Origin of the sequence: Pseudokordiimonas caeni (assembly GCF_026719705.1) — a bacterium.
In the GTDB taxonomy this organism is placed as follows: Bacteria; Pseudomonadota; Alphaproteobacteria; order Sphingomonadales; family Kordiimonadaceae; genus Gimibacter; species Gimibacter caeni.
Genome location: NZ_JAPPRR010000001.1, coordinates 893,009 through 906,862, shown reverse-complemented (window position 1 = coordinate 906,862; position 13,854 = coordinate 893,009). Strand labels below are relative to the sequence as shown.

Below are 13,854 nucleotides of genomic sequence, written 5' to 3'. Positions count from 1 at the left end.
GGGGGATGATTAACCGGCGACCTGGATGAGGGTCAGCCATTCCGTGATCAGGGCGGGTTTGTCCTCGCCTTCGATGTCCACGGTGATCTCATTTTTGAGAAGATAGCGGCCGCCGGGCTTCGGCGACACTTCCATCAGCTTCACCCGCGCCCGGATGCGCGAATTCACCTTCACAGGACTGAGGAACCGCAGTTTCTCCATCCCGTAGTTGATGCCCATCACGGTGCCCTCGACCTGCAAATTCTGCGGGCCGGCAAGATAGGCCAACAACGACAGGGTAAGGAAGCCGTGCGCGATGGTGGTGCCGAAGGGCGTGGCCTTCGCGCGCTCGGGGTCGATATGGATGAACTGGTGATCCAGCGTCACATCGGCGAACTTGTTGATCCTGTCCTGATCCACAAGGAACCAGTCGGAAACGCCGGTTTCCTTGCCGATATAATCATTCAGGGCTTCGGGCTTGACGACAATTGCCATGTCTCGGTCCTCTCTCGGATCAAACGCTGTTCGAGCGATATTTTTTGAGTTCGGTACGCGCGATCACCATCCGGTGCACGGCATCCGGACCGTCGGCAAAGCGGAGCGTGCGCTGGCCGTGCCACATATTGGCAAGCGGGAAATCCTGGCTGATGCCGGCGCCGCCATGCATCTGCATCGCCTCGTCGATCACCTTGCAGGCCATCCGGGGTGCCACCACCTTGATCTGCGAGATATAGGGCTGGGCCGCTTCGGTGCCGAGCGTGTCCATCATGTGGGCGGCACGCAGGCACAGGAGCCGTGCCATTTCGATCTCGATCCGGCATTCGGCAATGATGTCATAGTTGGCGCCAAGCTTGGCGAGCGGCTTGCCGAAGGCTTCGCGCGTCATCGCCCGCTTGCACAGCAGATCAAGCGCGCGTTCAGCAGCCCCGATCGAGCGCATGCAATGGTGGATACGGCCGGGCCCGAGGCGGCCTTGCGCCACTTCAAAACCGCGCCCCACACCGAGGATCAGGTTATCCTTCGGCACGCGGACATTGGTGAAGCGGATATGCATGTGGCCGTGCGGCGCATCGTCATGGCCGAACACCATCATGGGACGCAGGATTTCAACGCCCGGCGTGCCACGCTCCACAAGGATCATGGAATGACGCGCATGGCGCGGCGCGTCCTTGTCGGTGCAGGTCATCACGATGAAAATCTGGCAGCGCGGGTCACCGGCGCCCGAAGCCCAGTATTTCTCGCCGTTCAGCACCCATTCGTCGCCGTCAAGCTCGGCTGTCAGCGAAATGTTGGTTGCATCCGACGACGCCACGCCCGGCTCGGTCATCACATAGGCCGAGCGGATTTTGCCCTCAAGAAGCGGCGCCAGCCATTTCTTCTTGTGCTCTTCGCTGCCGTAGCGTTCCAACACTTCCATGTTGCCGGTGTCGGGCGCCGAGCAGTTGAAGCATTCAGCGGCCAAGTGCGACCGGCCCATTTCCTCGGCGAGATAGGCATATTCCACTGTGCTGAGGCCGTAGCCACGCTCGCTATCGGTCAGCCAGAAATTCCAGAGGCCGGCTTTCTTGGCTTCCGCCTTCAGCGTTTCAAGGATTTCGGTCATGCGGTCGGTGAACTGGAACCGGTCACCAAGCTTGCCAACTTCAGAATGATATTCGTCTTCGAGCGGCAGCACCTTTTCATCAATGAAGGTGCGTACCTTTGTCCTGAGCTCGTCGGCCCGCTTCGTGATCCCCAGATCCATCGACATTCACTTTCCTCCCACTTTCTTCATCTCGTCAGCATAGGCGGCGCGGTAGAAACTCCGGATACCGCTGCGGTCGATCTTGCCCGAGGCGATCTGCGGCAACGGCTCAGCCGTGCGCCAGACCTTTTCCGGCAATTTATAATAGGCCAGATGCTTTGCAGCTTCCGCCTTGATGTCCTCGACCGACACTGTCTCGTCCGGTATCACCAGTACCGCGCCTACAATCTCCCCAAGGCGTTCATCCGGCAGGCTGAACACCATCACATCTTCAACCGCCGGGTGGGCGTGCAGCACGCCTTCGACTTCAAGGGTGCTGATATTCTCGCCGCCCCGGATGATGATGTCTTTCAGGCGGTCGACGATATAGAGATATCCGTCCTTGTCCAGATGTCCGATGTCGCCCGAATGAAACCATCCATCCGTGAAGGCACGGGCCGTTTCTTCCGGCCGTTTCCAGTAGCCGCGTACATTGGCAATGGTCTTGATCCAGATTTCGCCGTTTTCACCGGTCGGCATCTCCTTGCCGTCCGCGCCCATGATCTTAACCTGCACGGTCGGCGGCGTCGGTTTGCCGGTCGAATTCGGCCGCGCAACATATTCATCCCCCGACAGCATCGCGGTCAGCGAATTGGTTTCGGTAAGGCCGTAGCCAATACCGACACGGACTTCCTTGAAAGATTCCTTGATCAGCTTCACATGCTCCGGCGGGCGGGCAGCACCGCCGCCGCCAAGATCCACCAGAGTCGACAGGTCATAATCCTTGCGCAGCGGCGAGGCAGCGAGTTCATAAGACATGGTCGGCACGCCGGTCATGCCGGTCACGCCCTCGCGCTCGATCAGCTCAAACGCCGTCTTCACATCCCATTTGTGCATCAGCACGAGCTTGCGGCCGATCATCGCGGAGACCAGCATCACCGGCACAAGGCCGGTCACATGGAAGAAAGGCACTGCCACCAGCATCACGGGCTGGTAGTCGTCCGGCACCGGCTGGCCGTTTGCCGCTGCCTGCGATTTCAGCGCCATGGCGATCACCATCCATGTGAGCAGCACATGGGCGATGGCCTCATGCGTCGAAACAGCCCCTTTGGGGAAACCGCTGGAACCCGAGGTGAAAACGATCATGGCATCATCGGTTGGCCCCAACTCCACCGGCGGGAAGGCCATCGGGGAGCCGTAATCCATGAATTCCGCGAAATTGCGGACCCGCTCGCCACCGCTTTTCCCACGCACCATGATGAACTGGACATCCTTGTCCTTGGCATGGCGTGCCTGCAGCCGGTCGGCGCGGTCCTGATCGACGACCAACAGCCGGGCGCCGCTATCGTCAACCGCCCATTCAAGCTCCTCGGTACCCCACCATGCATTCATGGCAACCACAACGCCGCCAGCTGCGATGATGCCCATATAGGCGATCACCCATTCGGCATTGTTCCGCATGGCAAGGCCGACGGGCTGGCCCTTCTTGAGACTATATTCGCCAACCAGCGCCTGCGCGAAGCGCGCCGCGCGGTCGAGCGTGTCCCGGAAAGTCAGCCGGTCATCCCCGCAGACGAGATATTCCTTCTCTGCATGCGTCATCATGATCATGAACATTTCCCTGAGACTCGGCGGGCAATGCTCGAAAACATCGTAGGAGACACCGTCCCGTTCCCGCTTGCCACGGGCAAACATCGGCACAGCGTCCATGATACGCAGCATGGTGGCATCGACAGGTTCACCTGCAACAGCAGGCGGCAAAACGAGTTCTGACAGCAAGCGGACCTCCCCAAATCCAGTGGCTGTTGATGGTCTGGAAAACATTTTCAGACCACAAAGTCCAAAATATGTTTAAAGTGACCTGACGGATATTCAAGCGCTTTCGGCAGCAGGGCCGTCAAAGACGCTTGAACAGGGAGATTTGCTCAGGCAGCCTGAGCACACTGGGGAATGGGAGAGACACCATGAAAAAGACCGGAATGCTGGAAATCCCGTCGGTTCGCGACAAGGTTTCCGAAGAGGAATGGAAAGTGCGGGTCGAGCTTGCCGCTGCTTATCGCCTGTGTGCGATGCACGGCTGGGATGATCTGATCTATACCCATATCTCGGCGAAGGTGCCGGGGGGCGACCATCATTTCCTCCTTAACCCGCTCGGCCTGATGTTCGATGAAATCACGGCCTCGAGCCTCGTCAAGGTCGATCTCAACGGCGACAAGATCCTCGATACCCCCTTCATGGTGAACAAGGCTGGCTTCGTCATCCATTCGGCGATCCATCAGGCAAGCGACGAGGCCGGATGCGTGCTGCACCTTCACACCGACTATGGCATTGCCGTATCGAACCAGAAGGACGGCCTGCAGCCTTTCGCCCAAAGCTCGATCCCGGCCTGGATGACGGTCGCCTATCACGATTTCGAAGGACTTGCCGTGCGCGACGACGAGAAGACCCGGTTGGTGAAGGATCTTGGCAACAAGCAGGCAATGATTCTGAGGAACCACGGCACACTCACTGTGGCCAAAACGGTCGGCCAGGCGTTCGAGCTGATGTTCTTCCTTGAAAAGGCCTGCCGCATCCAGATCCTTACCCAGTGTGCCGGCGTGCCGATTCATCACCCAAGCCAGGAAGCCATCGACAATACGGTCCGCGACCTGCGCACCGTGGCCGGGGCTTCGGGCGCCGACATGCTGGTCCTGCCTGCCCTGATGCGCAAACTGGACCGTACCGACACAAGCTACCGCGACTGAGGCTTTATGACCGATCTTGCCGCCATCCTGGACAATCTTGCGATCAGCGAGGTTGAGCCTTTGAACTATCACGGCCAGCCGAACGACTGGCCGAACCGTCATGTCTTCGGCGGCCATGTGCTGGCACAGGCGGTGGATGCCGCCACCCGCACCGTGGACAAGAGCCTCAGCCTCCACAGTCTGCACAGTTATTTCCTGCGCGCCGGCAAAGCCGACCTGCCGATCAGCTATTCCGTCGATGTTTTGCGCGACGGACGCAGCTTCTCATCCCGCCGGGTTGTCGCCTATCAGGACCATCAGGCCATCTATTCGATCGGCCTGTCGTTCCATGCGGGCGAGCCCGGCTACGAGCACCAGCCGCAGATGCCCGAAGTGCCGGACCCTGACACCCTGCCCTATGGCGCGGGCTATTACGGCCGCTTCATCCGGCTATTCAAGCGCGACGAAGACCCGTTCCAACACCTGCCGTTCGAGGCTCGCGCAGTGACGCCAGTGGACGTGGACGATCCCAAGCCGATGCCCGCGAAAGGCGGCCACTGGCTCAGGCTTCGCGGCACCATCGGTGACGACCCAGCCCTGCACGAGCGGTTACTTGCCTATATTTCCGATTTCGGCTTCATGTCGTCGCTCTTGCGCCCCCACGGCATCCTGCCTTCGCACCCGACTGTCGGCCGGCTGGCAAGCCTTGATCATGCCATGTGGTTCCGCACCACCGACTTCCGGGTGGACGACTGGCTTTATTATGAAACCGAGGGCCTATGGATGAAATCCGGGCGGGGACTCTGCCGCGGCAATATCTATCGCCGCGACGGCACGCTGATCGCCTCTACCGCGCAGGAAGGGCTCATCCGGTTGAAGAGCTCGGACGAGCCCAAAGCCTGAGCCGCACTAGCGGATATTCGATCCTTCGATCAATGACCGGGCATAGCGCCCAAGCGCATTTGTGCGTTCGCCGAAGGTCGAAAACGCCTTGTTCTGCGTCTGGCCGTGATAGTAGCGGTAATAAATCTGCTGCAGGATCACGGCGAGCCGGAAAACGCCGGCGATCAGATAGAAATCGAAATGGCTGCAATCGATGCCGGTTTTGGCCTGATAGAAATCGACGATCTCGCGCCGCGTCATCATGCCCGGCGCGTTTGAGGGCTGCATCCGCATCGCAAGGATATTGCCCGGGTCGCCCGCCTGTGACCAGTAGGCAAGCGTATTGCCAAGGTCCATCAGCGGATCGCCAAGCGCACTGATTTCCCAATCGAGGATAGCCTCGATCTTCAGGGGATCGGCCAGATTGAGAATGGCGTTATCAAGCCGGTAATCGCCGTGCACGATGGCATGACCCACCTCGCCCGCCGGCATTTTGGCCTCAAGCCAGCCGCGCACATCGGCAAAGTCCTCGACGTCATCGGTGATGACCTTCTCGTAGCGGCCATTCCAGCCCTTGATCTGGCGTTCGACATAGCCTTCCGGGTGTCCGAAATCACCAAGGCCGATGGCCTTGAAATCCACGGCATGCAGTTCAATCAGCTTCTCGAAAAAGGATTCGCAAAGCGCCCGGTTCTTGGCGGCATCGAAATTGAGGCCCGCCGGCATGTCGCGGTCGATCTTGTAGCCCTCGACCTCGTCCATCACATAGAACTCAACGCCCAAGGGGCTTTCCTCGTCCGGCACATGGAAGTGCGTGATGGGAACAGCCGGATAAACGGGCTTCAAGGCATTCATCACGCGAAATTCGCGGATCATGCTGTGGCCGGATTTGGGCCGCGTGCCGAAGGGTGGGCGGCGCAGCACCAGCCGCTTGTTCTCATACACAATCGAATAGGTGAGATTGGAATGCCCGCTCGCGAACTGGCGAATAAGCGGTTCGCCCTTCAGGCCACCGATCCGCGCCTTCAGGAAGGCGTCGATTTCAGCAGCATTCAGTTCTTCGCCGGGCCTCACATCGATTTTCTTGTTGGTCGCGTCACTCACATCCCGCCTCCCGTGGTGTAGCCTCCGTCCATCACAAGCGTGGTGCCCGTGGTGAAGCCTGCGGCGTCAGAAGCAAGATACAGCACACCCGCCACCATGTCTTCCGGCTGGCCCACACGCGGGATCGGGAAGGCGGACGTGATCTTGTCCATCAGCTCGTCATTTTGCTGGAAAACGGAGGTCATCTTGGTGGCGATGAAGCCGGGGCAGATCGCGTTCACGCGAATGCCGTCTTTGCCATATTCGCGGGCGTAGGAAAGCGTCATGTTGATCATGGCGGCCTTCGTCATCGAATAGATGCCCTGCAGGTTGCCGGGGCGGATGCCGTTGATTGAGGCCACATTGACGATGGCGCCGCCGCCACGCTTCTGCATCTGCTTCACCGCGCGGGACGACATATAGAAGGGCCCTTTGAGGTTCACATCAATTGTCTTGTCGAACGCCGCTTCCGGTGTGTCGCCGATCAGCCCGAAGAAGGGGTTGGTACCCCCGCAATTGACCAGCACATCAAGCCCGCCGAACTCGGCCTCGATCCAGTCGAAAAGCGCATTCACCGCTTCCATATGGCCGGCGTGCGCTGCCTTGGCGACAGCGTCACCGCCGACTTCCCGGATGCTGGCCGCCACCGCTTCGCAGGCAGCCTGATCGCGCGAGGAAACGATCACTTTGGCGCCGTTCGCGGCAAAGCCGCGCACGATCTGCTCGCCTATCCCGCGCGAGGCACCGGAAACCAGAACAGTCTTGCCGGTGAAATCCATCAGTTTCGTATAGTCCATGTCACCCTCCCCGGTGTCGTATCCCTTCAAAGCTGCCTCAGATCGGGCGGCCGGTCTTTTCCATCTGCAGGCGGCGCAGCTTGCGCATGCCGCCGACCCAGCGGTCGTAATTTTCCGCCTTGTGCTTGAAATAGCTTTCCACTTCCTCATGCGGGCGGATCATGAAGCGGCCTTCGCGTATGGCGGCAAGCGTACGTTTGGCCAGTTCTTCGGCGGGCATCACACCATCGAGCGTGGCCGAGCTGTCACGCGCACCCCGCACCATCGCGGTATCTACCGCCTGCGGGCAAAGTGCGCCGACCCAGATGCCATCGTCGCCGTGACTGATCGCCAGGCTTTCGGCAAAGCCGACCGCGGCATGCTTGGTGGTGGAATAGCTGGTGTCGCCAATCTGTGACAGGAGGCCCGCGGCCGACGCTGTGATCAGGATGCCGCCCGATTTGCGCTCCCGCATCTGCGGCAACACGGCGCGGCAGGCGATCACATGGGCATAGACATTCACTTTCCAGATCTTGTCCCACTGGGCTTCCGACTGGCTGATCGCCGTCCAGTCCGGTGCGTCCGAGAACAGGATACCGGCGTTCGAGACATAAAGGTCGACCCCGCCGAACTTGGCCGTCATCTCATCGACGACCGCCTTCACGGCAGCTTCGCTCGTCACATCCATCACGTAGGGGATGGCGACCGCGCCAATGCCCTTGGCAACGGCGTCGACGCCTTCCTGATTGACGTCGGTCACGGCAATCGCCCTGGCGCCTTCCTTGGCGAACAACTCGGCGAGCGCTTTGCCGATGCCGCTGGCACCGCCCGTGATGATGATGACCTTGTCTTTGACGTCCATACTTCCCTCCCCGGAAACGGATCAGAACCTTGCGGCTTCCAGCACCTCGCGGAACCGCGCAGGCAGTTCGGTCGGACGCCGCGTCGTGCGGTCCACATAAACATGAATGAAAAAGCCTTCTGCCGCCGCCTCAGTAAGGTCAGCGCCGTAGAGGCCAATCTCGTATCGCACGCTTGAGCGCCCGATATGGGCAACTCCCATGCCCGCGGTCACGGGCTCGGGGAAGGCAAGCGGTGCGCGGTAGCGGCAGCCGGTTTCCACCACAAGGCCGATCACCTCACCCGCGTGGATATCAAGTGCCCCCGCCTCGATCAGGTGGCGGTTCACCACCGTATCGAAATAGCTGTAATAGACCACGTTATTTACATGGCCGTAGATGTCGTTATCGTCCCAGCGCGTCTGGACCGGGGCTCGCACCGGAAAGGCATCGAGCGGGCGGAAAGTCGGACGTTCAGATGTCACCAGGCGGCCTCATAGATGGCACGGGCGTCAGACAGGGTCACCTCGCGCGGATTATTGACGAGAAGGCGGGTCTGCAGCATCGCGTCTTCCGCCAGCCTTTCCACATCATTCTCCGCAACACCCACTTCACGCAAGCGCCGTTCGATGCCGGTCGCCTCGATCAAGCCTTCCAGCCATTCGATCAGCGCTTCGGCGCGCGCCGGGGTCGTGTCGCCCGCGAGACCCAGATCAGCGGCAAGCTCGCCGTAAAATTCGAAAGCTGCCGGCAGGTTGAAGCGCATCACATGCGGCAGCACCAGCGCGTTTGAAAGCCCATGCGGCACATGGAAAATGCCGCCCACCGGGTACGCGAGCGCATGAACGGCCGCCACCGGCGCATTCGCGAAGGCAGTACCGGCCAGCATCGCCCCCGTCAGCATGGCACGGCGGGCATCGAACGACACCTCATTCCCGCAGGCTTTGAGAAGGTTGCTACCGAGCATCTTCAGCGCCTGCCGGGCATAGGCATCGGACACCGGATTCTTTTTGATGCGGCTGGTGAAGGCTTCAATCGCATGCACCATCGCGTCGATCCCGGTTGCCGCCGTCACATGGCGCGGCAAGCCGGTCGTCAGCGTGGCATCGAGAAGCGCGAGGTCGGCCAGCAGTACAGGCGAGCCCACGCCTGCCTTGGTCGTCTCGCCGGTCGTTACAATCGCTACCGACGTGACTTCCGAGCCCGTGCCAGCGGTCGTCGGCACCTGCACAAGCGGCAGGCGGCCCGATTTGATCTTGTCGAGGCCGTAGATGTCAGCAAGCTTTTCACGCCCCTTGGCGAGGACGGCAACAAGCTTCGCCACATCCATCGAACTGCCGCCGCCGAAGCCCACAATTATTCCGGCACCGTGCCGAGTTGCGGCTTCCGTGGCAGCCAGCACAACGCTGTCCGCAGGATCTGCAGTGACGGCATCAAAAACAGCAGGTTTGAAGCCCACCACCTCCAGAGAGGCGATAGCAGGCCCGGCGAGGCCGAGTTTGATGATGCCGGGGTCGGTGACGACCAGCACCGGCGCGCGGTCGAACCGTGCGGCGAGGATTTCGCCAAGGCGGGAAGCGGCGCCGTCTTCACAGAGAACGGCGCCGACCGTGCGGAACTGGAAGCCAAGGTCAGTCACATGCCTGCCCTTACTTCTTCAGCTGCATTGCCATCATTTTCTTCAGCTTGTCGGTATAGGGCGGCACAATCCCCATCAGCCGGCCAATGCTACGTTTGGGGTGCTTCAGCACCGGCTTCATATGGCTGAATTCCTTGAAGCCGTCATAACCGTGATAGCAACCGATGCCACTGTTGCCCACACCGCCGAAAGGCAGCGTTTCGTGGGCGCCGTGCCACAGGCAGTCATTCACCGTCACCCCGCCGGAGGTGGTGCGGGTGACGACCTTTTTCTGCTCGGCGTCGTCATTGCCCATGTAATAGAGCGCGAGCGGACGTTCGCGGTCATTCACATAGTCGATGACCTCATCCACCTCTTTGTAGGTGCGCACCGGCAGAATGGGGCCGAAAATCTCTTCCTGCATCACCTTCATGTCGTCGGTGGGGTTGAGGATGAGGGCAGACGGCAGCTTGTTCGTCTGGTTCTGGCCTTCGAAATTCTCGTCCGCCGGATTGATGATCCGCACATCGGCGCCCTTGGCGCGGGCGTCGGCGATATAGCCTTCCAGCCGTTCGCGGTGCCGCGGTGTGATGATCGAGGTATATTGCTCGTTCGCCAGCATGGTCGGATACATGCCCTCGACCGTCTTGGTGTAGCTTTCAACAAACGCGTCACGCTGTTCTTCCGCCACATTCAGATAATCGGGCGCGAGGCAGATCTGGCCGGCGTTCATATGCTTGAACACCGCCACACGCTCGGCGGTTTCCGCAATGTCTGCCGAACGGCCAACCACAACCGGGCTCTTGCCGCCGAGTTCAAGCGTCACGGGCACGAGGTTCTCGGACGCCGCGCGCATGATAAGCTTGCCGACCGCTGGGGCGCCCGTGAACATCAGATGGTCCCAACGCTGCGAGGCGAAAGCCTGGCTCGTTTCCACGCCGCCCGTCACCACAGCCACTTCGGTGCGGTCAAAGGCCTTGGTAAAGGCTTCCTTCAGGAATTCGGATGTCTTTGGCGTCCATTCGGACGGCTTGATGACAACCCGGTTGCCGGCCGCCAGCATCTGGGCTAGCGGCACAAACACCATCGTCAGCGGGAAGTTCCAGGGGGTGATGAGGCCGACAACGCCCTTCGGCTGCGGCACCACCTGCGCCTTCGCGCCAAGGAGGCCCAGCGGGAACGGCAAGCCGCGACGTTCGGGCTTCATCCATTTGGCGGTATGTTTGATGGCATCCGAAAGCGCCCCGTGGCTGCCTACGATATCGGCAAAGAGCGTCGTATCGCCCGAGCGATTGCCGAAATCCTCGGAAATCAGGCGGATGAAGGTATCCTTGTTGTCCATCAGCACGGCACGGGCGCGCTTCAGCCGGTCGAGGCGCGCCTCGAGCGTGACCTCGCCTTCAGCCAGATAGGCCTTGCGCTGTGCGTTCAGAATTTCGCGGATCGTCTCGGCCGGCGTACCGGCAGGCTGCATGCCATCCATCTCACTTCCCCTCCCAGGATTTGAAAGTCCAGATTAAGCGTCAAAATCTGTACTGCCAAGTATGAAAAAGGGAAGAAGGGCCGAAAAACCGAATCACTCATTTCGATTCGGATTGCGAGTCGTAATTCATCCGCAATCAAGGATAAAGAGTGGTAACCGTCCAACCTTTGCCGTCGTCAGCCAAATCATACTGATGCCGGTCATGCAGGCGAAAAGGCCGGTCCATCCAGAATTCAAAACGCTTCGGCGTCACCAGATAACCGGACCAGAAATCCGGCCTTGGAATTTCACCCACTGCATATTCGGCCGTATATTTTGCGATGCGTCCCTCGAACTCGAACCGGCCTTCCATGGGCGCCGATTGTTTCGATGCCCAGGCCCCGATCCGGCTGCCACGCGGGCGTGAGGCGAAATATTCGTCGGCCTCTTCGGTCGTCACCGGTGAAACGCTGCCTTCAATCCGAATCTGGCGGCGCAGCGACTTCCAGTGAAACAGAAGTGCCACATTCTGGTTCTCGGCCAGATCGCGCCCTTTGCGGCTGGTGAGGTTGGTGAAGAACCGGAATCCGTCCTCTGCCCAGCCCTTCAGCAGCACCATACGCAGGCCCGGCCGTCCTTCCGCGTCCACGGTGGCAAGCGCCATGGCGTTCGGATCATTGGGCTCGTTTGCCTCGGCTTCCTTCATCCATTCCGCAAAAAGATCGAAGGGTTTGGTGTAGGTGGCATTCTGGGCTGTCATGGCGGGGAACTTCCCTCTATGGTTTTGTCAGTTGCAGCAGACGCATGGCATCTTATATTGGGTTGGCGCAAGCAGAGTATTCGAGTTTATCAGACGGACAACACCTTGTGATGCGAGACCTCTATCAAATTCTCGGCGTTGAGCGCCAGGCAAGCCCGGATGACATCAAGAAGGCTTACCGTTCGCTTGCCAAGAAATACCATCCCGACCGCAACAAGGACAATGCGGCGATTGCCGAGAAGTTCAAGGAAGTCTCGGCCGCTTACCATATCCTTGGCGACGAGGCGCAGCGCGGCCGTTATGACCGCGGCGAGATCGACGATCAGGGCAACGAACGCCATGCCTATCATGATGAATGGTACGCCAAGCCGGGCGGCAAAGGCGCTGGCGGCTTCGGCTTTGGCGGAAAGGGCCGCAGCAGCGGCGAAGGCTTCGATTTCGAAGACACCTCGGACATCTTTTCCGAATTTTTCCGTTTCTCCGGCGGGCGCGGCCGCAAGGGTGCCGCTGGCGACGCCGGTGGCGCCAAGCCCAAGGGCGGCCCGCGCCGCGGCCTTGATGTCAATTACGAACTGACGATCGGCTTCGAGGAATCGATTTCGGGCGGTACGCGCCGCCTGCGGCTGAATGACGGCCGCTCGGTCGATATCAAGATTCCGGAGGGCATTCAGGATGGTCAGGTGATCCGGCTTGTCGGCCAGGGTGGCCCGGGCACGGCGACGGCGCTGAAGGGCGACGCGCTGATCGAAATCCGCGTGGCGCCGCACCCCTATTACACCCGCGACGGGCTCGACATCCTTCTCGAACTGCCGATCTCGCTCGATGAAGCGATCCTTGGCGGCGATATCGAGGTACCGACCCCGAAAGGGCGCCTCACCATCCGTATCCCGAAAGGTTCTTCCTCAGGCAAGCGGCTGCGCCTGAAGGGCAAGGGCGTGAAGCGGCGGGATGAAGTGGGCAATATGTATGTCATCCTCAAGGTCATGCTGCCCACTGAACGCGACCTGATCCTCGAGCAACTGATCCGCCAGTGGCGTGGTGGCAACGGGGCTGACCTGCGCCGTAAGGCAGGCCTCAGCTGAGGTGATGGAGCAGCTGCGGCATCACGGCGCAATCTGGCGCAAGGCAGCGGCCCGCTTCCTTGAACACGATGGAATGGGATCGGCCGGCAACATGGCGTTCATCGCCATGCTATCACTTTTCCCTTTCGTGATTTTCCTCGTGGCCGTTTCGGGCTTTCTGGGCCAGACCGAACAAGGGGTGGCCGCCATCACCTTCATGATGGATGCCCTGCCCCATGAGGTCGGCGAGGCCCTCAGTGGCCCGATCAAGGGGGTGGTGGATTCCACCAGACCTGAAATCCTCACGGGCTCCATCGTCTTCGCCATCTGGACGGCCGCGACAGGGGTTGAAACTGCGCGAGGTATACTCGTGAAGGCCTTCGGGCGTGAACATGCCCGAGCCGCATGGCTCCGCCGGCTGGAAAGCCTTGCCGTGGTGATCTTTGCCGCCATCAGCATCCTCATTGCCATGTCGATCCTCGTGATCGGCCCAGCGGTCGTGAAGGCGGTTACGAGCTTTTTCCCCGACGTGGTGACCGGCAGCCTGACCGAGCTATGGAACTTCCTCAACCTGTTCCTTGGACCTGCAGTGCTGGCGTTCGGACTTTACGGCGTTTATCTCGCGCTCACCCCGCGCCGGCTGAAACGGCCGTACCGGCTGCCGGGCACGCTGCTCGCCCTCGTCATCCTCATTGCCACGGCGAAGGGGCTGTCGCTTTATCTGCGCTACGCCGGCAATTACGATGTCACCTACGGTTCGCTTGCCGGGGTGGTGGTAACCCAGATATTCTGCTTTCTCGTCAGCCTCGGTTTTGTCGCCGGGGCGGAGCTCAATGCGGCCTATACGCTTGACCGGCTGACCAGGGAAAAGACCGCCAATTGACCGGCGGGTCCGAATGTGTAGGATGCGCCAACCATAACGTCCAGTAACCCACGATAGAATAGAAT

Annotated in this window: 14 protein-coding genes; 4 read left to right on the top strand and 10 right to left on the bottom strand. The window is 60.3% G+C overall.

Annotation, left to right across the window (positions count from 1 at the left end):
- Positions 1 to 9: 9 nt before the first annotated feature.
- Genes OU694_RS04100 through OU694_RS04090 form a run of 3 tightly spaced genes read right to left on the bottom strand, consistent with a single transcriptional unit; the run spans position 10 to position 3,481 of the window.
- A complete protein-coding gene (locus OU694_RS04100; protein WP_289501964.1) occupies positions 10 to 474 on the bottom strand; it encodes a MaoC family dehydratase in 465 nt (154 codons plus the stop codon).
- A 19-nt stretch (positions 475 to 493) separates the two neighbouring features.
- Positions 494 to 1,723 carry an acyl-CoA dehydrogenase family protein gene (locus OU694_RS04095; protein WP_373460245.1) on the bottom strand — a complete coding sequence of 410 codons (1,230 nt, stop codon included), beginning with the start codon at positions 1,721 to 1,723 and terminating at the stop codon, positions 494 to 496.
- A gap of 6 nt (positions 1,724 to 1,729) precedes the next feature.
- Positions 1,730 to 3,481 carry a class I adenylate-forming enzyme family protein gene (locus OU694_RS04090; RefSeq protein WP_308909699.1) on the bottom strand — a complete coding sequence of 584 codons (1,752 nt, stop codon included), beginning with the start codon at positions 3,479 to 3,481 and terminating at the stop codon, positions 1,730 to 1,732.
- Between the two features lie 185 nt (positions 3,482 to 3,666).
- On the opposite strand from OU694_RS04090, the gene OU694_RS04085 reads away from it, so the two are divergent.
- Positions 3,667 to 4,446, top strand: a complete 780-nt coding sequence (locus OU694_RS04085) for a class II aldolase/adducin family protein (protein WP_308909698.1) — start codon at positions 3,667 to 3,669, stop codon at positions 4,444 to 4,446.
- Positions 4,447 to 4,452: 6 nt separating this feature from the next.
- The gene (locus OU694_RS04080) at positions 4,453 to 5,328 is read left to right on the top strand and encodes an acyl-CoA thioesterase (RefSeq protein ID WP_308909697.1); all 876 of its coding nucleotides are present in this window, start codon (positions 4,453 to 4,455) and stop codon (positions 5,326 to 5,328) included.
- Between the two features lie 6 nt (positions 5,329 to 5,334).
- Here OU694_RS04080 and OU694_RS04075 read toward each other — a convergent pair whose 3' ends face one another.
- The 7 genes from OU694_RS04075 to pdxH all read right to left on the bottom strand — a co-directional run bounded on the left by OU694_RS04075 (position 5,335) and on the right by pdxH (position 11,845).
- Entirely contained in the window at positions 5,335 to 6,411 is a 1,077-nt protein-coding gene (locus OU694_RS04075) for a phosphotransferase family protein (protein ID WP_308909696.1), read from the bottom strand.
- The gene (locus tag OU694_RS04070) at positions 6,408 to 7,187 is read right to left on the bottom strand and encodes a glucose 1-dehydrogenase (RefSeq protein WP_308909695.1); all 780 of its coding nucleotides are present in this window, start codon (positions 7,185 to 7,187) and stop codon (positions 6,408 to 6,410) included. Before OU694_RS04070 ends, OU694_RS04075 begins: the two co-directional genes overlap by 4 nt.
- Before the next feature lie 37 nt (positions 7,188 to 7,224).
- Positions 7,225 to 8,028, bottom strand: coding sequence for an SDR family oxidoreductase (locus OU694_RS04065; protein ID WP_308909694.1), 804 nt, complete (start codon positions 8,026 to 8,028; stop codon positions 7,225 to 7,227).
- Positions 8,029 to 8,049: 21 nt separating this feature from the next.
- Positions 8,050 to 8,490, bottom strand: a complete 441-nt coding sequence (locus tag OU694_RS04060; protein WP_308909693.1) for an acyl-CoA thioesterase — start codon at positions 8,488 to 8,490, stop codon at positions 8,050 to 8,052.
- Positions 8,487 to 9,644: an iron-containing alcohol dehydrogenase gene (locus OU694_RS04055; RefSeq protein ID WP_308909692.1), complete on the bottom strand. Its 1,158-nt coding sequence runs from the start codon at positions 9,642 to 9,644 to the stop codon at positions 8,487 to 8,489. Before OU694_RS04055 ends, OU694_RS04060 begins: the two co-directional genes overlap by 4 nt.
- A gap of 10 nt (positions 9,645 to 9,654) precedes the next feature.
- Entirely contained in the window at positions 9,655 to 11,106 is a 1,452-nt protein-coding gene (locus tag OU694_RS04050; RefSeq protein WP_308909691.1) for a coniferyl aldehyde dehydrogenase, read from the bottom strand.
- Positions 11,107 to 11,242: 136 nt separating this feature from the next.
- A complete protein-coding gene (pdxH, locus tag OU694_RS04045) occupies positions 11,243 to 11,845 on the bottom strand; it encodes a pyridoxamine 5'-phosphate oxidase (RefSeq protein WP_308909690.1) in 603 nt (200 codons plus the stop codon).
- A gap of 110 nt (positions 11,846 to 11,955) precedes the next feature.
- Between pdxH and OU694_RS04040 the strand changes: the two genes are divergently transcribed.
- The gene (locus tag OU694_RS04040) at positions 11,956 to 12,927 is read left to right on the top strand and encodes a DnaJ C-terminal domain-containing protein (RefSeq protein ID WP_308909689.1); all 972 of its coding nucleotides are present in this window, start codon (positions 11,956 to 11,958) and stop codon (positions 12,925 to 12,927) included.
- Between the two features lie 4 nt (positions 12,928 to 12,931).
- Complete coding sequence (locus tag OU694_RS04035) at positions 12,932 to 13,789, top strand: YihY/virulence factor BrkB family protein (RefSeq protein WP_308909688.1); 858 nt, start codon at positions 12,932 to 12,934, stop codon at positions 13,787 to 13,789.
- The last annotated feature ends 65 nt before the right edge of the window (positions 13,790 to 13,854 follow it).